17 protein-coding genes are annotated in these 21,776 nt (G+C 46.4%); 2 read left to right on the forward strand and 15 right to left on the reverse strand.

The genetic code is table 11. The features are described from left to right. Positions 1-16 precede the first annotated feature (16 nt). A complete protein-coding gene (locus AB4Z17_RS01895; RefSeq protein ID WP_441910596.1) occupies positions 17-1,366 on the reverse strand; it encodes an asparaginase in 1,350 nt (449 codons plus the stop codon). Positions 1,367-1,910: 544 nt separating this feature from the next. Here AB4Z17_RS01895 and AB4Z17_RS01900 point away from each other — a divergent pair. Next, a complete protein-coding gene (locus AB4Z17_RS01900; protein WP_076268509.1) occupies positions 1,911-2,108 on the forward strand; it encodes a sporulation protein Cse60 in 198 nt (65 codons plus the stop codon). 420 nt (positions 2,109-2,528) lie between these two features. Here the strand turns inward: AB4Z17_RS01900 and AB4Z17_RS01905 are convergent, their stop codons facing one another. From AB4Z17_RS01905 to AB4Z17_RS01955, 11 genes are all read right to left on the reverse strand, one after another. Further along, complete coding sequence (locus AB4Z17_RS01905) at positions 2,529-3,884, reverse strand: LLM class flavin-dependent oxidoreductase (RefSeq protein WP_441957810.1); 1,356 nt, start codon at positions 3,882-3,884, stop codon at positions 2,529-2,531. Positions 3,885-3,919: 35 nt separating this feature from the next. Further along, entirely contained in the window at positions 3,920-4,741 is an 822-nt protein-coding gene (locus tag AB4Z17_RS01910; RefSeq protein WP_441957812.1) for an ABC transporter permease, read from the reverse strand. Continuing rightward, positions 4,741-5,541, reverse strand: a complete 801-nt coding sequence (locus AB4Z17_RS01915; RefSeq protein WP_441957870.1) for an ABC transporter permease — start codon at positions 5,539-5,541, stop codon at positions 4,741-4,743. The genes AB4Z17_RS01910 and AB4Z17_RS01915 overlap by 1 nt, the downstream gene beginning before the upstream one ends. A gap of 79 nt (positions 5,542-5,620) precedes the next feature. Continuing rightward, positions 5,621-6,646, reverse strand: coding sequence for an aliphatic sulfonate ABC transporter substrate-binding protein (locus tag AB4Z17_RS01920; protein WP_441957814.1), 1,026 nt, complete (start codon positions 6,644-6,646; stop codon positions 5,621-5,623). 47 nt (positions 6,647-6,693) lie between these two features. Beyond that, a complete protein-coding gene (locus AB4Z17_RS01925) occupies positions 6,694-7,470 on the reverse strand; it encodes an ABC transporter ATP-binding protein (protein WP_441910600.1) in 777 nt (258 codons plus the stop codon). 231 nt (positions 7,471-7,701) lie between these two features. Continuing rightward, the gene (locus AB4Z17_RS01930) at positions 7,702-8,301 is read right to left on the reverse strand and encodes a TetR/AcrR family transcriptional regulator (protein WP_076268514.1); all 600 of its coding nucleotides are present in this window, start codon (positions 8,299-8,301) and stop codon (positions 7,702-7,704) included. A 144-nt stretch (positions 8,302-8,445) separates the two neighbouring features. Continuing rightward, on the reverse strand, positions 8,446-9,267 hold the full coding sequence (locus AB4Z17_RS01935; protein ID WP_441910602.1) for a class I SAM-dependent methyltransferase: 822 nt from the start codon (positions 9,265-9,267) through the stop codon (positions 8,446-8,448). Positions 9,268-9,308: 41 nt separating this feature from the next. Further along, the gene (locus AB4Z17_RS01940; RefSeq protein ID WP_441957816.1) at positions 9,309-10,772 is read right to left on the reverse strand and encodes a stalk domain-containing protein; all 1,464 of its coding nucleotides are present in this window, start codon (positions 10,770-10,772) and stop codon (positions 9,309-9,311) included. A gap of 268 nt (positions 10,773-11,040) precedes the next feature. Continuing rightward, positions 11,041-13,203 carry a FecR family protein gene (locus AB4Z17_RS01945; RefSeq protein ID WP_441957818.1) on the reverse strand — a complete coding sequence of 721 codons (2,163 nt, stop codon included), beginning with the start codon at positions 13,201-13,203 and terminating at the stop codon, positions 11,041-11,043. Continuing rightward, the gene (locus tag AB4Z17_RS01950; protein ID WP_441957820.1) at positions 13,200-14,963 is read right to left on the reverse strand and encodes a CHASE2 domain-containing protein; all 1,764 of its coding nucleotides are present in this window, start codon (positions 14,961-14,963) and stop codon (positions 13,200-13,202) included. The genes AB4Z17_RS01945 and AB4Z17_RS01950 overlap by 4 nt, the downstream gene beginning before the upstream one ends. Positions 14,964-14,989: 26 nt before the next feature. Beyond that, on the reverse strand, positions 14,990-17,605 hold the full coding sequence (locus AB4Z17_RS01955) for an SLC13 family permease (RefSeq protein ID WP_441957822.1): 2,616 nt from the start codon (positions 17,603-17,605) through the stop codon (positions 14,990-14,992). A 202-nt stretch (positions 17,606-17,807) separates the two neighbouring features. Between AB4Z17_RS01955 and AB4Z17_RS01960 the strand changes: the two genes are divergently transcribed. Further along, positions 17,808-18,230, forward strand: a complete 423-nt coding sequence (locus AB4Z17_RS01960) for a DUF4395 domain-containing protein (protein ID WP_441957824.1) — start codon at positions 17,808-17,810, stop codon at positions 18,228-18,230. A gap of 52 nt (positions 18,231-18,282) precedes the next feature. Here AB4Z17_RS01960 and AB4Z17_RS01965 read toward each other — a convergent pair whose 3' ends face one another. The 3 genes from AB4Z17_RS01965 to AB4Z17_RS01975 form a co-directional block, all read right to left on the reverse strand. Further along, positions 18,283-19,269 (reverse strand): oxidoreductase, encoded by a 987-nt coding sequence (locus AB4Z17_RS01965; RefSeq protein ID WP_441957826.1) that lies wholly within the window; start codon positions 19,267-19,269, stop codon positions 18,283-18,285. 168 nt (positions 19,270-19,437) lie between these two features. Beyond that, positions 19,438-20,757 (reverse strand): 6-phospho-beta-glucosidase, encoded by a 1,320-nt coding sequence (locus AB4Z17_RS01970; protein ID WP_441957827.1) that lies wholly within the window; start codon positions 20,755-20,757, stop codon positions 19,438-19,440. Next, a complete protein-coding gene (locus AB4Z17_RS01975; RefSeq protein WP_441910609.1) occupies positions 20,742-21,737 on the reverse strand; it encodes an N-acetylglucosamine kinase in 996 nt (331 codons plus the stop codon). The genes AB4Z17_RS01970 and AB4Z17_RS01975 overlap by 16 nt, the downstream gene beginning before the upstream one ends. Between the last annotated feature and the right edge of the window lie 39 nt (positions 21,738-21,776).

Consider the following 21,776-nt stretch of genomic DNA (forward strand, 5'->3'; position numbering starts at 1 on the left):
GTACTCCTCCCCCTAATTATGGCGTCACTGGCGCTGTTTCAGGCGTTGTTTCTGTAACAGCTGGAACTTCTGCTTCCGGTGTAGGAACAACAACGACCGGTTCCGTCACAACAGGCTCTTCGATTGGCTCTTCTACTGTCGTGCTTAGTACCGTATTCTCATCAACTGAAATTTCTACATCCTGTGTACCAAAAGTCGTGAACCAGCTTCTAATCTTGTTTACATCGTTTGTAAATGCTAGGGACAGCAACAACATCATACGAGCATGCGCCGCGTTCAAGTTGTCTCCGCCAATAACACTTCCGCTGCCGCTATCATAGATAGAGCCTGAGCCTGTTCTTGTTGTCGATACAAATACGACACCTTTATCCTTAATGGCCGCGGAACGCGCAGCACTTAGCTTCGACGAAATGCCGCCAGCACCTGTTCCAGCGGTTACAATTCCCTTCGCGCCATCTTCCACCAAGCCGCGAATAGCGCCGCCGCCTGCTTCTTGATAGCTGTATACGATTTCTACTATCGGAAGACTATCTTTGGAGATGGTTTTCAAATCGAATGGTGAAGCCCATGCCGGCGTTCCTGCTTTTGCCGCTCTAGCAGGAGCACGATAAATACGAACAGCCGGGTCATCCACATAACCTAGCGCACCAAACATCGGAGCATCAAAAGTATCGGTACGGTGAGAATTTGACTTCGTAACTTCACGCGCCGCATAAATGACATCATTCAACATGACCACTGTGCCAAACCATTTTGTTTTACCGCTGCCAGCTAGTTTAATAGCTTGATAGAGATTGGCAGGCGCGTCCGTTCCAATAACATCCCATGGACGCATAGAGCCTGTAACAACAACAGGCTTTTCACTGCGAACGGTTAGATCGAGGAAATACGCGATTTCTTCCATCGTATCCGTACCCGTCGTTACAACTGCACTATCATAAGTCTTAAGAGCTTCGTCTACCGCAAGCGATAGATCATAAAGATCTCTAATACTATAGCCGCTCGAACCCTTGTTGCCGAATTGATAGGTAGAAACATCAGCTATTTTATTTTTCCCAGGCAGTTGAGCAACCATATCTGCCATTTTATAAGTACCAGCCGCATAGCTCTGGAAGTTAGTAGGATCATTATTGCTTGCCTTACCCGCAATCGTTCCTCCTGTTGCAACAACAATAACATTAGGAAGACTTGAAGCTTGATGTTCAGCGGATAGGGCCGGAATATCAAATGTCGGCAGCTGCGGCGCTTCCTCCGCGCGTACAAAATCCGTTTTTGTCAGTACCCCTACCATCGCTGCAAGCAATGAAAGTACAAGCAGTGGAATTAAAATCTTTTTCGCTATCTCGCTCTTTACAACTTGTGTCATGTTTAACTCCTCCTATGCGATATAATTCTCTCTTTCTTCTACATCAGTCTATTTCATGTTATATAAGTTAACAAATCATTAAAGTAGACAAAAAAGCGTAACCATCGAAGTTTAACTCTACTTTTCACTCATTTGTGCTCATATCCTTACTAAATCGAAGAAAACATATGTTAGTTTTATTTACATGAATTAACGAGATTACTAGATTAATGCTCAGTATAAAAAAGGATTCTATAAATCAGTTTCTTACAAAGAGCTATTCGAACAATCCAACACACGCTGGAGCAAGGTCACGCTGAAGAGCGGCAAGCAGATATTTAAATGGCGGCGTCTGGAAAAAAAGCTAAACAGCCCATGCAGCCGAATAGGGGCAGCTTCGTTATTTTAGCGAAGCTGCCCCTATTTTCTTCGTCTAAAATGGATCATTAAATCTCCCTGTTGACACTTATAGTACGCAATGCTATGGTGGACGTCAGAAGGCATTCTGCTATCGACGCGGGGTGCCTATCTGCATATTTATTTGGTAAGGGAGGACACAACGAATATGATTCAAGTAAAAGAATTTATTGATACGGATTCTGTTTTTGCTGAAAAAAGAGCAAATGAGTTTTTGGCAGAACTGAGCGACGATCAAGTCATTAATATTTGCTACGGCTCCATGATCAAAACAGCCACTTCAGGCAACACTTATCAGCGCAGCACTATACTTGTCGTTTATAAGCAAAGCAAAGAGAAGGAATAAAGAAAGCGGGTGATCCCATCATTAAGCCTCGTCAAGATAATCTAAAGCATCATGAGACGCAGGGGAATGAGGATAAGGACATTCGAAACACAAAAAGAGATAAGTGGGAAATATTTTTCCGTATCCTTTCCTCCACGGCAGCATTTGGTTTGGTAGCTATCGCTATCGGCTATGTCACCTATTCATTTTTCATAAAATAGAGGCTGCTGTCTTGGAACCGTTATCACTTATTTTTAAGGTGGAGGTTTGCCATGAAATATTTTACTTATAATCGATGGTGTTTATTAAAGAGCGGAATATTCACAAAACCTTAGTCCCCCTTCCCTGCAACAACGGCAAAGAAGCAAGCAGCCGTCGCCTAATCATGGCGCCAGCTGCTTGCTTCTTTGCGTTTTTTTCACTATTGCCGCTCAGCTCTTGTTACGCTTGTTCTTGTACCACAGGACGTTTTTTGCGGAAATGCCCTTCGCTTGGACGTTCAAGTCCAAGATGGTCACGAAGGGTATCTCCCGTGTAATCTTCACGAAACAGTCCGCGCTGCTGCAAAATCGGCACGACATAATGAACAAAATCGTCGAGCCCTCCAGGAAGAACAGGAGCCATGATATTGAAGCCATCGCAGCCATAGTCCTCAAACCACAGCTCGATAAGGTCAGCCAGCTGTTCGGGCGTACCAACAAACTGCAAATGTCCCCTCGCTCCAAGCATCCTGCTTCCAAGCTCTCGCATCGACAGCTTATCTTTGCGCGCCATATCCATAATAAGCTGAACACGGCTCTTCATGCCGTTGGATGCTTCAACAGGATCAGGAATATCCGGCAGCTGATCATCAAGCGAATAGCTGCTTAAATCTACGCCGAGGAATCCGGATAAGAAGCCGACAATATGGGCGGCAGGAATGAGCTCCTGCAGCTCTTGATAACGCTGCTTCGCTTCCTCTTCCGTCGCACCAAGAATCGGGGAGAGGCCTGGCATGATTTTTAGACTGCCGCGTTCCCTGCCATAATCTCCAAGCTTGCTGTTCACACTCTCATAAAAGATTTTTGCCGCTTCCAGCGATTGCTGCGCCGTAAATATAACTTCGCCAATGCTGGCCGCAAAGTCTTGACCTGGACCTGATGAGCCTGCCTGAATTAGCACCGGATAACCTTGAGGAGATCTCGGCACATTCAGCGGCCCTTTCGTGGAGTACCATTCACCGCTGTAATCAACCGGCCTTACTTTAGACTCATCGGCAAACTGACCCGACACCCGGTCAAGCACAAGCGCGCCATCCTCCCAGCTATCCCACAATCGGGTTGTGGCATCCACAAATTCACGAGCCATCTTGTAACGCAGGCCGTGCTCGGGATGTTTTGGCTGCCCGTAATTGTGAGCTTCCAGATCAAGCTGCGAGGTTACAATATTCCACCCTGCCCGCCCGCCGCTAATATGATCAAGCGAAGAAAACTTTCGTGCGACATTAAAGGGGGTGTTGTATGTGGTTGAGACGGTTGCAGTCAGCCCGATTTTCTCCGTAACAGCCGATAAGGCGGACAATAGCGTAAGAGGCTCCAGCATGCCCGCTACCGCTTGCCCCACATTAGTGGCATACAGCAGATCTGCGAAGAAGAGCATGTCGAACTTGCCGCGCTCCGCGGTTTGCGCAAGCTTCTGATAAAACTTCACATCAAACATTCCTTCAACACCCGACTCCGGATGACGCCAGCCTGCATGATGATGCCCTGTATAATAAATAAATGCTCCGAGATGGAGCTGCTCCTGCCGTTTCCCCATAATCCGTTAACCGCCTCTCTAAACGATTCATTTTGTCATCCTTTATACGTATCTCGCCAGCGAAGCCATTTGGTTTCCAGCAGCCGAATGGCCGAATCCGACAACTTGCCAAATACAGCGAACAAAATTATGCCTACAAAAACAATTTCCGTTTGCGAGTATGCTCTTGCATCCTGAATCATATAACCGATACCTGCACTCGTCCCCATCATTTCTGCAACGACAAGCAGCAGCCATGAAGCGCCAAGCGATAGCCGTACGCCCAATAAAATATTCGGCAAGGCCGTTGGTATAATAAGCTTTGTTACCTGCTGAAGCTTCGTATATTGGAAAATACGCGAAACCTCATACAGCTTCACATCCGTATTTCGAATACCAAGAAATGTGTTCACATAAACCGGGAAAAAAGCGCCAAGCCCAATAAGCAGCACCTTCGAAAACTCTCCGATCCCGAACCACAAAATAAACAACGGAATAACGGAAAGCAGCGGCACCGTTCTCAGCATTTGCAGCGAAGGATCAAGCGTCCTCTCCATCACTTTGCCAAGACCCGCCGATAAACCAAGCAGCAGCCCGAGCGCTCCGCCAAGAAGAAACCCAAAACCAGCGCGGTACATGCTAATACCGAGATGCTTCCCCATCTCTCCCGATTCACACAATGACACAAAGCTCTTCACAATATTTGACGGGGCCGGCAGCAGTGTTTCAGACAACAAACCAAGCCCGCTGACCGCCTGCCAGACAATTACAATTAAAGCCGGAACAATCCAGCCATGAAGCGGCTTTGGAATAACGCTTAACCAGTCCCGGCCAGCTGCCTTTGCGCCCATTTCACGCGAAGCGGTTCGTTCGCTCATTACTTGCTGCCTCCTTTGTAGCTGTCCTGCCAATTTAGCAGCCTCTTCTCAAGCAGCTTAACAAGCGAATCCGTCAGCTTACCGACTGCGGCAAAAATAATAATGCCTACAAATACAACCGAAGTAATCATGAGATAACGCGCATCATTAATCAGAAAACCAATTCCTGAGCTCGAACCCATCATTTCCGCTACAACAAGCCCAAGCCATGCCACACCGATAGAAAGTCGCACGCCGAGAAAGATATTAGGAAGCGATGCCGGAAGAACAAGCTTCGCAATCATTTGCCAGCGGCTGAACTGCAGCACCCGAGCAACGTCAAACAGTTTGCCATCTACGGAACGAATACCAAGAAAGGTATTGACGTACAGCGGGAAAAAAGCACCTTTTGCAATCAATAACACTTTAGATGTCTCATCAAAGCCAAACCACAAAATAAACAACGGAGCTACTGCCAAATGGGGCAAAGTACGAAGCATTTGCAAGGAAGGATCAATGAGCCTTTCCGTCTTATAGGAGAATCCTACCCATAATCCCGCAGCTAAACCTAATCCTCCGCCCAGCAAAAATCCAAGCAGCGCACGCCGAGCTGAAATACCGAGATGATAAACCAGCTCACCAGATAAAGTTAAATGAACGAATTCCTCCACAATTAAGCCTGGTGTTGGCAGCAGCGTTGGATTAAGCTTCCCCATCATTCCAGCAATTTGCCAGATAGCTAATAAGCCGATTGGAAGCAGCAAACTGAGCAGCAGATTAACCGTTTGAATAGAGAGACGGCTCCTTGGCCGCCTCTTCATTACTTTGATGGGCTTATGCAATGCGCTTTCTGAGCCAGCTCCAACCATAAGAAACGCCCCATTCCTCTTGTTCAGTGTATTATTTCAACGCATCTTCAATAAATTTGTTATCAAATACGGTGGACACGTCGATTTTCTTGCGAATGACTTTAATGTCGAACTGGAAGTCCGCCGTCTTTTGCTGCTCTGCAATAATTTCGTCCGATACAGGGATATTAATTGTCCTGGAGCGATTGAAGATCGCTTCAATTAATGCCGCAGGCACTTTACGCTCTGCCGCATAACGCTCGGTGGATTCGGCACGATTATCATTTTCCCAAGCAAGCGCTTTGTTCCATACTTTCAGATACAGGGTAACGAGCTCAGGATAGTCATCAGCAAATTGTTTTCTAACAATGTTGAAGGAAGGAGAAAGCACGCCCAGCTGTTCGCCGTCCGCAAGCACCTTCGCTTTATCCTGCAGTGTGTTCAGCGTAATGTTCGGCTCCCATGTCGCCCATGCGTCAACCTTCCCCGTCTCAAAAGCAGGCTGCGCTTCATCCGGCTGCAGTTGGATAATTTCCAAATCCGATGCTTTAAGCCCCGCACCTTCAAGGCCGCGGTAAAGGAAGTTAAATGCGTTGCTCCCCTTGGCAACAGCTACCTTCTTGCCTTTTAAGTCAGCAACCGTTTGAAACGGGCTATCTTTAGGCACGATGATCGCGACATTGTTTTTGCCTTCGAGCGCCTGAGAAATGACTGTGAATTTAATGTCCGCAGCTTGTGCTGCAATGATCGGCATGTTGCCAAGCCCAGCGAAATCAAGACGGTTAGAAGCAATTGCCTCTGTCATTGGAGGGCCGCTCTGAAATTCCGCGTACTCCACTTTCACGCCAAGCTTGCCAAATTCATCTTCAAACCATTTCTCCTCAATCGCTTTGCCCATTAAGCCGCCGCTGCCCTGATACCCGATCTTTACAGTAACTCCGTCATAGCTTTTTGCTGCTTTGTTGCCCGCGTTGCCTGTTTCTTTCTTGTCTGAATTTCCGTTGCCAGAAGCCGCGCAGCCGCTAATAAATACCGCTAATACAATAATTGCTGCCGTAAGAAGGCGTAATCTGTTCATCTTCATTCTCTCCTCGACGATCTATATTTTTGGTGAAAAATAGTTCATTAAATATCCGCGCCTTGATCGATTTCCGGCCCCTCAACCTTCTCAAACTCACCCAGCACCTTGTGCCGCATCTCTTGAAAAGCATGGCCTGCTCGTTTCCGAGGATACAGCAAATCAATCGGCAATATTTTTCGAATATGACCCGGACGCGGATTCATAATGACGACTCGCTCGCCCAGAAATACCGCCTCATCCAAATCATGTGTCACAAACAACATCGTCGTTTTGTTTCTCTGCCAAATATCAAGCAGCACCTCTTGCATATGCGACCGAGTAAAAGCATCCAATGCGCCAAACGGCTCATCCAGCAGCAATATATCAGGACTGCGAAGCAGCGCTCTTGCAATAGCTACACGCTGCGCCATGCCTCCAGATAACTCGCGAGGATAAGACTGTTCGAAGCCCTTCAGCCTTACAAGCTCGATGAGCTCATCTACTCGTTTACGAACCTCCGGCTTGCGAAGCGACAAATTTGCGGCTATATTTTTCTCTACCGTCAACCAAGGGAACAGCCTCGGTTCTTGAAAAATAAATCCTTTTTCTATGCTCGGTCCTTCAATCGGTTTTCCATTCAACAAAACCGTGCCTTCATAACCGGTATCGAGCCCCGCTACAATTTTGAGCAATGTGCTTTTGCCGCAGCCGCTCGGTCCAATAATCGTAATAAATTCCCCTTGTTTCACCTGAAGCCCAATGCGATCAAGCGCAATGACATCTCCCGAGGGTGTTGCAAATGTCTTATTAAGTTCATGTACTACGAGCATCTCCGCCGCCATAAGCTGCCCCTCCTATTCAATATTGCATTATTAATACCCGATTACTTGGTATTATGGTAAAATAAAAAGACTTAACGCGTATAATAACTAACGTTAAATCTCCAGTGGTCTGGTCGATTCGCCCCTATGTCAAACCAATCTACAATTTGAATGTTCATTCGGTTTGTTATGTTGCTTATTTTGCGGCATCATTTCAACTTTGTCAACATTTTTTTCGCATGCCTAAAAAAGCTATTTTTTGATCTCAAATAATCGAATAATCGCCTCAACATTCATCTCCACCTTCACCTCATAATCGGGCGGGCGCTGGAGTGTCAGGCCTTGAATAAGGCTTACAAAATAAAAAGCAAGCTGCAAGGGATCTTCATCAATGATGATTCCCCTACGTATGCCGTCACTCATAATATCAGCAACAGGGCCTAGGTTTACTGTAAAACGGTCTGTGATCGCCTTCTTAATGTCTGGCGGAGTAGACCCCGATAACCTTGCCGTATGCATAAGAATCGTAAACGCCCAGTTTGTCTCCAATGAGAGCCAAGAGGTAAGCATTACCCTAAGCTTAGCGATCGGTTCCATATCCATGGCCGCTAAATCGGTTACATACTTCCCATAATTCGTCTGCCCCGAGCGCAGCACCTCGCTGAATATCTCTTCTTTGGAAGCATAGTAGTGATAGACATTACCCACACTAACCTTTGCTTCTTTCGCTATATCTTGAATGCTCGTTAATTGAAAACCATTGATCGCCATAACCTTCAGGGCACAGTCGAGAATATGCTGCATCTTTTTTTCACGCATCATTTTATCTTTTTCTACATTTCTAGGTGACAAGCTAAGTCCTCCTTACAATAAATCACACTTAACCTGCATTATACATGCAAATACGTTTTGCGGTCATTTTAGCAATAAAAAAAGAAGACAACCTTGTCCTCACGACAAGACTGCCTTCAGCACCATTTAAGCGTTAAAGCTGCTCTATTTTACACCTATCCGCATGCGGTAGCTGAACATGACATCAAGCGTTCTTCCCGCAAAATAACGCTCGACACTGCTGCGATAGCTCTGCAATTGCTCTTCCAGCGCCTTCGAGCCAAGCTTGAAGACAGCCTGAATGCCGCCTTGGCTAATAGCCAGACCCATATAACGCTCTGCGTCGCAGCGCTCCATGTTATGGAACACGATTTCTTTGGAGAAACGGAAGAGACCGCTGTTATGAATTTGTGTTAAATGCTGTTCCTTATCTCGTTTGCTCGCTTGATCCTTCTCTGGGATATGAGCAGCAATAATCTCCTCAGAACGATCCATAAGCTGCTTATATTCTAATTCGACAGCCCAGTGCAGCGTTGGAGGCCAATCGCAATCATAGGCGGCAAATACACCTTCCGGCTTCAGAACGCGGGCAAATTCAGAGAGCGTGCTGACGGGCTCCATCCAATGAAATGACTGCGAGCAGGTTACCACATCAACACTGCCCGCATCTAAATTAAGCTGGTCAGAATACCCTTTGATGAAGGAAATGGATTGATCCTCCGGGAGCTTGGACAAATGAGCCAGCGCTTTGCTTCTCATATCGTCATTTGGCTCAAAACCTACAATTCGCTCCGCATGCCCGAGCCATATAAAGGAGGACAGCCCCGTTCCGCATCCAACATCCGCCACAACGCTTGGCACTCTTCCCAAATAGCTTGTCAAAATATTTACAACTGCGGCAGGAGCTTTCGGACGATGCTGGTCGTAATCGTTTTGAAAGCCTGAGAAACGGTCTACATTATTTTGCGAGCGGTTTTCCAAAGTCATTGTACAGCCTCCATTCCAGCGATAGGGAATTTTGCTACTTATTACTCACTACTCATAATAATAGCATTGTATTCACTATCAAAAGCAAACAAAAATGAAGCGGCATCAGCTAAATATTGTGCATCTACGAATAAAGTGCCTTTTTCAACAATAACCGTATGCTTCGCGTTTACTTTTAGTGAAAGCTTCCAGTTGTTTTTGGTCAGCTGCACTTCCTTGGCCGCAGCATTCCACTTGATATTCGCTCCCCATGCACCAAAGACAGCTCTCACAGGAAGATATGTTTTTTCTCCGCTCTTAAAAGGCTTTTGCAAAGCAGTGAATTTCACTTGCTTGTTATCCAGCCATACTTGAATGTCTTTGCTCGCCGGCAGCAGCTCCGTACCTGCAATCAATTCTTCTTTCGTACGAATAGGATTGAGAGCCTTAGGGTTCACCGCCAGCACCTTAACGCTATTGTTTAACGTGTCGGCTACGTACAGTTTTCCGTTCAAATACAGCAAGGAAGACGGTTGATTGAACTGCGCTTGTTCAACCTCTCCAACTTTATCGCCAGGCGCGCCTTGGCCTGCAATTGAAATGACTTTTCCATCCGCTTGCAGAGCGCGAATTCGGTTATTCAAGCTGTCTGCAACAAACAAAACCCCATCGGCAAATGCCAGCCCGCGCGGCCGATTAAACCGCGCTTCAGCGCTTATGCCATTGCCATAGCCGCCTGCCATATAACCGGTAAGCGCATCGACAGCTGTCGGTTTTCCAGCTGCCGTCTTGACCTTGCCATCAAAAATATAACGAATAAGATGATTGCCGCTGTCAGCTACGTACAAGCCGCCCTTATCGTCGAACACAAGTCCCATCGGTTCATTAAACAAAGCTTGCGCTGCACTTCCGTCCTTGTACCCGCCTGTTTCGCCAGCAATTCCAGCAAAGGTAGATGTTACGCCTTCGGGAGTAATGACACGAATGACATGGTTTAGGGAGTCTGCTACATAAACATTGTCTTTGCTGTCTATTGCTAGTCCCGTTGGGGAGTTAAACTGCGCATCGCCAAATTTGCCGTCTTTATTTCCTGGCTTGCCATTGCCCGCAGCCGTGTATACTCGATCGTTTACAATTCTGCGCACAACGTGGTTGTCGGTGTCACTTACATAAATGACACCCTTGCTGTTCACTACAGTAGAAGACGGTTGATTGAACGTTGAATTGGCAATCGTCCCATCGAAATAGCCCGCTTCCGTCTTTGTCGTAACAGGAGTAAGCTTCCCATTTTGCCATTTGCTAATCTGATTGCTGCCCGTGCCTACAACAATGATGCTGCCGTCAGGGGCAGAAGCCAGCCCCCAAGGTTGGCTTTCTTTCTCGATGACATTGGCAACTTTAGCGACGTTCTCCGTCTCTCTTATTTCTACTGGCTGCTCATTCGCCGCGAATGCTGTTGCATGAAACGAAACTAGCATCGTTGCAAGCGCCGTGCTTGCTGCTAGCCATTTAATATTGCTTTTCATAGCATTGCTCCTTTCGATATTTAATCTATAGTTATTGGTCTTATAATATTGAAGGGTATAATTATCTCGTCAATTTGTTCCTCTTTTTTCATAATGGGTATTGTAATATTTCCCTCGCCTCTTGCTAGTTCCATACTGAAATAAGATCCTTTAAGTATGAGTTTTGTATATTCACCATCATTCTCGAGCTCATATGCATCGCTATCTAGCGGCATATCTTCAAACCAAAAGCAAGATGCCTCTTCCGCACAAAAATATCCATTAATTATTATCTCTCCCAGTTCATAACATGTGTGTAGATGAAAAGCTCCTTATCCTTTACTATATCGGGCCTGTTCTCAAAATCTACGTAATCAGGAAAGGCAGTTACTTTGCTATTTAAAGAGAAATGCTGCTCGTTTTCTTGAAAATCATCATTAACTGGGTTCTTCCAAGCATTCRGTTTTACATACACATCAATATTTGAGTTGTATGCAATGGGATCTTTAAGCTTTACAATGAGCTGCGTTTGATTATCTTGGTCAACAGCAACACTCTCAATATCCGTTATGTTGAGGAGGGGCAGCTCCGCATTTCTACATGTTCTGCCCTCTGGAAGCTCTACCGCGTCGCATTTATAAATTATTAAACCATCTTTTGGAAAATAATTCCCAAAAGCAAGGCTAGTAGTAAAAGGAAGCACTAACGTATACTCATCCTCCATAAATGCCGCTTTGGTTAAAGCCTTTGGAGGATTAGCTACCCGTACCGTAATATCAAGCTCTAGAAAGTTTTCAACCTGACCATTACTGCCATTTTTTAAAGAAACACTTAAGCGATATGCTCCAGGCCTTAAATTGCCTTCGGCAAAATAATTTCCTTTTAACATGACCATTGCCGTATCAGGACCCGTTACGCTAAATTGTAAAGCACCACTAAGGTTATATTCAAAAAACGGATAACACTCCTCCGTTCCTTCAACTGGGCAAACTCTAGTTATTTTGATGTAAGGGGAGTTCCCCTCAGAAGGCCATTCAGGCATTCCATAACCAAAAGTTTTAAAGGATATATTTGTGTAGTAATCGGTTTTCCCTAAAATAAATTCAATTGGCGGGTACTCACTGTTATTTATAAATTGAAACCCTTGCTCCATTTCTCCTCTTGCTGTAACTTGTTCATTCGTCTGCACATCATTGGTTTCCGAATTTTTTAATTTATTTTCATAGACCGTTATACGAATTATTGATCCGTACTGCACAGCTTCTTTTAATTTAACCACCAGCTGATTAGGTTCAGATGGATGTATAGCAACCGTCTCAACGATATCTAGACTTTCAAATTCACCAGCGTCATCCTGACGCACCTCAAATTTGACGATATTTGCACTAGAATCATTAAGAGCAAGTGTTGTCGTAAATGGCAAAATAAACGTTTTATCATTTCTCATATACGATTCTAAATGATTATAAAACATCGTTAAATCTAACGTTGGCGGCACAGGTTCTGGCGTTGGTGTTGGCGTTGGCGTTGGCGTTGGCGTTGGCGTTGGCGTCGGTGACGCCGTTGGTGTTGGCGTCGGTGACGCTGTTGGTGTTGGCGTCGGTGACGCTGTTGGTGTTGGCGTCACGACCGGGCTGCCGCCTCCACCACTGCCGCCGCCTGTTCCCGCATTATCCTCATATACAATAGTAGAGTTGGATTGTGAACCTCCACTACCGCCTGCAGCTGCCGCCGCTTCCTCTTGTTTTCTCTTTTCAATTAGTGCTTTAACTTGCTCAATTAATGCCTTATCCGCTTTGGCGTCCTTTTGAAGCAGCAGAAGATAATGCTCCAGGCCGACCAACGGAAGATCGAGATAATTCAGCTTTTCCTTTACTCCTGCCCCATCTTTATTCAGTGGCAGCTGTTCATTCGAATTAACAGTCGTCTCGTCCGTTAGCCCTGGACCGTGCTTCGTTTTTACAGCGCCTTCAAATACACCCACGTAGCTCTCGTTATTCTCATACGTAACGGTAAACTGCGTCCCCATAACGCCCATAATGGCAGTTGGCGTCTCGATCTCAAATCTAGAATCGCCATCAAGCTTCTTCTTAATCGTGACAAGAACCTTTCCCTTTAGCAGGCTCAGGCTCGTTTTGCCGCCCAGTGCCTTTGCGCTTTTGACCAGCTCACTCACAACAAGCGTGGTATCCGTGCCAATTGTGACTTCTTTATCGCTGTCCAGATCCATCGTTACTTTCCCATCACTGCCGGTTAGTATCGTATCGCCTTTCGTAATAGCCATTCCTTTAAAAGCATTAAATTTCTTGGACCCGCCGCTCTTTTTCACTTCCGCTTTGCCTGAAATGGCCGTTATTTTCCCCGCCTTTTCCGTATCCTTCGCAAAAACAGATGTCGGCATAATAATGGCCATGACTAGCAAAGTCATAAAAACTAGCTTTAACGTCTTCATTTTAGTCCCTCCAATTCATAGATTGAGATGCCCTGTTCTTTTCCTTTTACCTTGATCTCGCCAAGAGCGTTCGCAATAACACGATCTTTAACCGCCTGATAGACCGCATCGCTCATAATGATTTGTCCGGGCTTTGCATTGCTCTCCAGCCTAGCTGTCGTATTAACCGTGTCTCCAATAGCGGTGTAGTCCATTCTGCTCTTCGAACCTATGTTGCCGAAGACGGCTGGTCCCGTATGAATGCCCAGACCAAACTTCACACCAAAGCCAAATCGTTCCATTAGCTTGCGCTCCAATGCGGCTGAGCCCTCTTTCATTGCCCACGCCGCTTCCACCGCTCGCATTGGATGGTCTTCAAGAAGCAGCGGCGCATTGAAAATTGCCATGGCTGCATCACCGATAAACTTATCCAGCGTACCTTCGAATTTAAAGATGCAGTTGGCGGCAAGATCCAAGTATTCATTTAATATTTCAACGATTTCCTCCGGCTCCGCCTTCTCTGAGAGAGGCGTAAAGCCGCGAATATCGACAAAAAGCACAGTTAACTCACGGCGCGTTCCGCCCAGCTTTAGGCCCTCTTCACCATTTTTCAAAATCTGGTTAACGACCTCGGGCGCCACGTATCTGCCGAATATATCCGTCACCCTGCGCCGCTCCAGCAATTCCTCTACGTAATGGAACCCAACGACGATGATGCAACTAATAATTAGCAGCGGCACCACATAGCCGATTGATATAATGATTCCCTGACCGTACAAGTAGCTGCTTCCTACTACAAACGCAACGAGAATAACCGCAACCGCCAAAAACGAGATAAGCATATTCCACTTCCGGAATAAGAAGTAGGCAAGCGAAGCCGCAAGGAGCAAAATCAACGCATTCCATTTCCAATTAAGCTCATGCTTAAGATCATTTTCGAGCAGAGCCTGTATAATGTTCGCGTGTATTTCCACCCCGTACATCATTTTTTTCACCTGCAATGGCGTCAGGTACTCATCCTTAAAGCCCGTGGCATACGGTCCAATGAGCACAATGCGATCCTGAAAATAATCCGCAGGCACATCTCCGTTCAGTACAGCAGCATAAGGAATCGCTTCATATTGCCCTGGCCGCTCCGTATAGGGAATATGAAACTGTCCAAATGCATCAAGCGGAAGCATATCCGCACTTACACTTTTGCCGAGGCGCTCCATGTACATTTTATAAATTGTCCAAGAAAAGCTTTCGACCTGCTCGCCTTCATACATAAAACGATATAAAGAGTTGCGTACAACGTGGTCGCGATCCGGTATCGTGTTGATATGTCCAACCGCCGCTGCCGCTTCCTTAAGTGCCGGAAACGGCTCAGATATTTCAAGTGCGTCAATTGCGCCCTGTTTGGCTGAAGCTTCAAATGTTCCATATACGGGAAATACGACATTGCCCGCATTTTTCACTGCGCTGATTAGCGCTTCATCCGATGATGGATCATCTGCCGACGGTGCAGGAAAAGTGACGTCAAACGCAATAACTGCCGGTTTTCCTTCGGAGAGCATATCAACCAATTGAGCATGAACATTTCGATTCCAAGGCCAGCTCCCAAATTCACTCACACTTTCATCATCAATAGCGATAATGGCAATTTGAGTTTCGACAGGGCTTTCCTTTTGCATAAAACGATCTTGGAAAAAATAGTCCATTCGATCAAATGTTCCTCTATACATGAAGAAAATAGCCAGTACAGCAAGCAGGGCCATAATATGTATAAGCTTTATTTTCATACTATCCTCCTTTCCCTTCTTTTCCGTTAAATGAGATGAAGCCACTTCCAATATGGAACACAGAGCACAGCTATAAGTAGAACTGCAAATGCATAACCGAGTGCAAGCTTCCCGGCTTGACGATGGGTAAACGCTTTCCCCTCCGAGCTGTAATAGGCAGTTAAATAGGTAGGGGACTGATAAGCAAAGAAAAACGGATCTGTTGCAAGCAATATGACAAACACGAGCACCCAAGGATGAATGCCTACTGTCTCTCCTAAAGGAACAATTGCGGTGATAAGTAAAATAACAGCTGGATCATCTCGAATGACTAGCGTAACGACAAAGGAAACGAGAATGACTGCAACAAGGAATAAGGCAGGCGTGCTGACAAAAACAGACATATGCTCTCCAAGAAAGGAGGATAACAGCTCAGCAATCCCTAGCTGCTCGGCGACGCCCGCAAAACTGAATGCAGCCCCGAGAAACAATAAAAAAGTCCAATCTATCCCTGTCGAAATCGTCTGTTTATCGAGCACGCCGCTAATAACTAAAACCGCAAAACCCATCAGCATAATCCACGTACTCTCAATCCCGTGAAGCGGTTGAAGCACCATAAGCCCAATGCAGCATATAATCGTCCAGAGCGATACTCGCTCATCTTTTGTTAGCGGGCCAAGAAGCTTTAGCTGTTCACTCAGCACTTCGCTTGTAACAACTTTGGCAGGCTCGATCTTACGGAACATAAAAAGCAATACGATAATCAATACAGTGCCAAAAATAACAAACCCCGGCAGCGCATACAATAACCATTGCAGCCACGATACCGATTGCTCTTTAGAAGCAAGGCCATAAGCCATAATATTGGTGTATGAGCCTGTCATAACAAAAGGCGCGGTAAAGCCAAAGAAAATCATAGCCATCAGCCCAAGGCCAGCGGCTCCCTTGCTCCTCTCTTCAAAGCCGAGCGATTCGGCGAGCGTCTGTGCCATCGGAACGCCAAGCGATACCTTGGCAGAGGATGAAGGAAGCAGCGGATTAAGCAGGACCCCGCCTGCAATAATGCCCCAAAGCTGTCCGCGGTAATGGGCAGGAAATCTTTTTAAAGCATGGAGCGCAAAGCGGTAAGAAATGCCTGATTTTGTTATTACCGCACTTATCGCCATAATAGAAATCATGAAGAGCCACGAGCTTGACGCAAATCCTGAGAGTGCCGTTTCCGGAGGGGCAACGCCCCCCAGCACCCACAGCATAATCATGCCAAGCGCCACAATGTAATCCGGCATAATCGGAACAATCCACATAATGACTGCAGCTAGCGCAATTCCGATAAACCGCATGCCCGCCTCAGATAAACCGCCAATAGGATCTAATAGGAAAGAAAGTATGATGCAGAGCAGCGCCGCCATGACAGCCCCTGCTTCAGCAGCACGATTCCCCTTCAACAAACGTCCGGCGCCTTTCACGAGCACCTCGCTGCGTTTTCGAGCCAGCTTTTGTTTGGCTAATCCATACGCCCGATCAGCATCCGGCAATTCAACTTTATTGAAGGATAAAGTGCTAGCTAATGCATCCGCCAGCTTTAAATAATCCAGCGCTTGATTGTTTCTGCCCACACGTCTGCTAAGCTCCGTTCCGCACTCGTACAAAAACAAAAGCTCATGCGATTGAAATTTGTTAGGCTGATTTAAAGAGGCTTCTATAACAGCAAGCCCAATTTCCGGCGCATTTTTCTCACAGTAAGGAAGATAGGTTTGCAGCACTGTGTAATTCCCTGCGAGTATATCTCTAGGGCAGCGGCTAATGGTACGAAAAAGCTCTGCGCRCTGATGATCCGTAACCTCTCCTTCTATGCGAGCATACGTGTCTAGCGCTGCTGGCCAGTTCCCTTTATCCGCTTGGATCATGATGAATGCCACCCAGTTGCCTTGAGAAACATACCACGAGGTCGCTTTTTCCAGCCAACCAGCCATTTCCTCGTACCCATACCGTTCCTTGCTTATATCATTAAGAACTGGCTTAATACCGCTTGCAAGAGTCAACCATTCCGATGTTAACGGATCATCTTGAAAGCACTCCCGAAGGAAGGGATTGTCTGAGAGCTCCCTTTGCATCGTCATGCCATAGGTATGCTCCACAAGCCCTCTGCTAATAAGAGGAACATGTGCGCACCACTGCAGAAAACGAGCCGTTAGCTCGCGCAATTGTCCAAGCTCATACGCAATTCGCTCGGATTCCGTTTTCTTAGATGCTTGAAGCTTCGCATTCGTTGCGATCAAACGTTGCGAAAGCAGCTTGATGAAATAGGATGAGAAAATTGCATTCTCAGCAACAAGGCGGTCAAACATCCTGCTGTCAATGATATGCAGCACAGCATCCTCCGCAGCTACGGCCTCAGCAGACCGCGCTTCCCCAGTAAGCAGAGCCATTTCACCAAAAACCTCGCCTGGCCCAAGCACGGCAAGCGAACGCCGAACGCTGTCATCCGTTTTTGAGAATAGCTCAATCGTGCCGCTTTCTATGATGAACATTTGATCGCCATGCTCGCCTTGATGGAACAACCTCGTTCCCGCAGGAATCTGTTGTTTATCAAGCATCCCCAGCAGCTTCGCAAGCTCTACATTAGAGAGCCCTTTAAACATATCGATACCTGTGAGCTTCACTAATCTATCTACCTCTTATCAAAGAAATTAGTTCTTTAGTATTATTAATCTATTATATATGAATATTGAAAAAAATTGGTAGTTATCGAAAGTTGTCATTTCATAATATTTTTGATCGATTAATCATTTGGTTATTGCCAAAAGAGCTTAAATTATCTACTATTAAATTATATAAATCCAATACGGAAAGTTGGTTTTTATAATGAAAGAAATTCCCATTCCATTTGTTCGAAGTAATCAAGTCGGTATCGTTGCCGTACTTCTTCTTGCGATAGGCCTGCAGTTGCCTTGGCTTATTGCAGCACTTTGGATTATTCAAATAATTGGACTTATTTTCGGTACCAAAGCTAATTTATTCATTATTGCGGCTCGCCCTTTCCTAAACGGTCGAATTTCTTCCGCACAAACAGAAGCAGCTGAGCTGCAGCGCTTCAACAACTCCCTAGGTGTAGGTTTCCTCACTTTCTCGCTGCTTAGCTTTATGCTCGGCTGGTCTGCAGCCGGTTATATATTTGCTGGGATGATGGGAGCTGCTGCGCTAGCCGCCATTCTCGGCTTTTGCATCGGCTGCACGATCTATTTTCAATACAAGCAATTCCGCGCACGGAGATTAAAACGAGGTTAGCTTTAACAAAAAGAGCAATTGCCCGCATGCAGGCAATTGCTCTTTTCTGTCGTTATAGCTTTACAATGGCTCTGCCTTTGGCTTGCCCATTCAAGAGGGTAGCTACCTGGTGGCTCACCTGGTCCAGACTAATTTCCGAGAATAATTCGCCCAGCATACTTGGCTTATAGGCATCAGCCAATAGCGCCCATATTTTGCTGCGAATCTCCATCCCTGCCATGACAGAATCAATACCGATCAGCCGTACTCCTCTTATGATGAATGGGTATACGGTCATCGAAAGGCCCGCTCCGCCTGTCAAACCGCTCGCCGCTACGGCGCCGCCATATTTTAATTGAGACAGCACCGCGGTTAATGTCTCCCCGCCCACACAATCAATAGCTCCTGCCCATATCTGCTTGTCCAGAGGCTGCTTGGAACCAGATAGAAGCTCTTCTCTTGGCAGAATTCGCTTCACGCCTAAATCAAGCAAATACTGCTGCTTATCCAGTTTCCCCGTACTCGCTGCCACCTCATATCCAAGCTTCGCCGCAATTGCAGCAGCAATACTGCCTACTCCTCCAGTTGCACCAGTCACGAGAATAGGACCATCCTCTGGCCGAATGCCATTTTGCACAAGCTCATATACGGACAAAGCCGCAGTAAAACCTGCCGTCCCCAGTATCATGGCTTCCTTCATCGACAAGCCTTGCGGCAGCTTGATTGTCCATTCCGCAGGCACACGGGCATATTCGCTAAAACCGCCAAAATGATTGACGCCGAGCCCAAATCCCGTGACCACAATTTCGTCGCCCTCTTGGAATCTCTCATCTTCACTCGATACAACCGTACCCGCCAAATCAATACCCGGTACAAAAGGATAACTTTTCACAATACCGCCATTAGGCAAACAAGCTAACGCATCTTTGTAATTCACACTGGAATACGCAACCTTAATAAGCAATTCACCCTGCGGCAAATCGTTTAAGTCCAACTGCTGTGTATTTGCGATAATCTCATTTTCTACTTTGTTAATCACAAGCGCTTTAAAAGATGACATATACGCAACCCTCCATTATATAGGCTTATAAACAAGCTGAAATTATACGGAACCTATGCCTAACTCATATTTAATTCTAATGTAACAGTTATTGCAGGCGATTGCGACTGAGCTTGCTAAGCGCAAAAAAAAGACGTCTCTCACCCTATTTGGCGAAGACGTCTTCGATCATTCATATTCTGCTTGCTCTGCAAAAAACTGCGGCAAATACACTTTGTTCTGCTCCAGCATCTCATCCAGCATACGCTGCGCGTCATTCGTTGAATCAACGAGCGGGTGATGCGCCAGTGCCAGCAATGCTGTATCCCTATTGCCGGATACAGCTGCCTCAATAGCCAGCTGCTCATACACTTTCACAGCATGAATGAGTCCTTTCGCCGCCGCTGGCACAATAGCTACAGGCTGCGGAATTGGACCTTCCTTCGTAACGACACAGTTTACTTCAATACAAGCGTCATCCGGCAGAAAGTCCAGCACCCCTTGATTTGGCACGTTTAACGTTTGAATATCACCGCTGTCGTTATATAGCGAGTTCATCAGCTTTACAGCCGCCTCCGAATAATAAGCACCGCCGCGCTGTTCAAGCTGCTTTGGTTTCTCCGACAGATTCGGGTCCTTGTAAATTTCGAACAGCTCGTCCTCAAGCCGCTGAACCGTCTCCGCCCGCGTTTCACCTTTGGCAGCCGCTGCTTGCTGCTCGGCCAAGATTTCGCGCTGCAAATAAAAATATTTTAAATAATAGGACGGAATTGCTCGCAATGAACGAAGCAAACTGCCATTCCAAGCGTATTGAGGTACGTTTTTGGCGGAGTACCCGTCTTGGTTATTCAAGAGCTCATCCAGCTTGGATTCGCCATTAACTGTAATGGAGCTAATCCAGTGCAGGTGATTAAGCCCAGCGAATTCGCATTGGATTTGCTCTATCGGTACTTGGTACAACGATGACAGCCATTTATATGCAGCTATTGGAGAGTTGCATAGCCCAATCGATTTGATGCGTGAATGCTTATGGATAGCCTCTGTAACCATGCCGGCCGGGTTGGTGAAATTAAGCAGCCATGCCTCTGGGCAAAGCTCCTCCATATCCTTGCAGATTTCAAGAAGAACAGGAATGGTGCGCAGAGCTTTCATCATCCCGCCTGCACCCGTCGTCTCCTGCCCAATCATATTGTATTTGAGCGGAATAGACTCATCCCAGCCGCGCGCTTCCAATCGGCCGACACGCATTTGCGTCGTTACAAAGTCAGCATCCGCCAGCACCGAACGTCGATCCAGCGTCAAATCCAGCTTAATAGGCAAGCCTGATTTCTCAATCATGCGTTTGGCAAGCTGACCGACAATAGCCAGCTTATTCCGTCCCTCCGGTATGTCTACTAGCACAATTTCCGCCACAGGAAAGGTCGCATAATTTAATATAAAACCTTCAATTAACTCTGGCGTATAAGAAGATCCTCCGCCAATAACGACTACCTTTAATCGATCACCCATTCTGCTTGCGCCTCCTTCACTGATAAACATTGTTGTAAACAAGCATATACAGACTCTTCAATAGAAGAAGTCGTTTTATCCATAGCTAATAAAATTGCGCCTGCCACAGGCTCCATCGTCAACACGGTCAAGCTGCAATTTGGAGCTGCCCGTTTCACATGCTCCTCCAAATAAGGCGCAACGTAGCGGCTGTCGCCGCGGGTCAGCACACTGCCAACCATAACGAGATCAAATACATCATGATTCATATTCAGCTTCGAAATGACAGCACTCGCCGTCATGCCAAGCTCCTCGCCCTGCCTCTGCAGAATGCTGCAAGCTACCTCATCCTTTTGCTCCGCCGCTTCAAACAGCAGCTTCGCAAGCTGGTGAGGAATCATCCTGCCCTGATTCAAGTAGTCGTGGAACATATTTTCAACGGTGTCGTAGCCTAGTTGTTCAAGGGTCAGATCCGTAAGCAAGGTAGCTTGCCCTCTGCCCTCCCATGAGCGTATAACTGAACGAAAAACCTCCACTGCCAGCAAGCTTCCTCCGCCAAAATCACCGAAAGCATAACCGAATCCGCCGCATTGCAAGCTCTCGCCATAGCGATTAACGCCAAAGCTGTTTGTCCCGCTGCCGCAAATGACAACAACCCCATCCGGCTGCTTCGTACCGGCCCTCAGACCGATTACCGTATCGCAAACGATCTCGTAGTTTTCAAACCCAAGCTTCGCGATCATCGGCCTTAATATTTGAAAGTCAGCCTCGCGATCTGCTCCCGCCAAACCAAATACCGCATACGCAATTTGCTCCTCAGTTACCTTCGCATGCATCATGGCATGGATAACAGCAGCCTGAATATTGCTTCTAGCAAGCTCTACTCCTAATTGATGATTGCCGCAGCCGCTCTCACTAGCGCCCACAACCCTCCCCATATCGTCACATACAACTGCGATCGTTTTACTGCCTCCACCATCCACACCCAAATAATATGTCAATTATATTCTCTCCCATGCGAATACTTGGTTTTGGAGGCT

It is taken from the genome of Paenibacillus sp. TAF43_2, assembly GCF_052113545.1.
Classification (GTDB): Bacteria; Bacillota; Bacilli; order Paenibacillales; family Paenibacillaceae; genus Pristimantibacillus.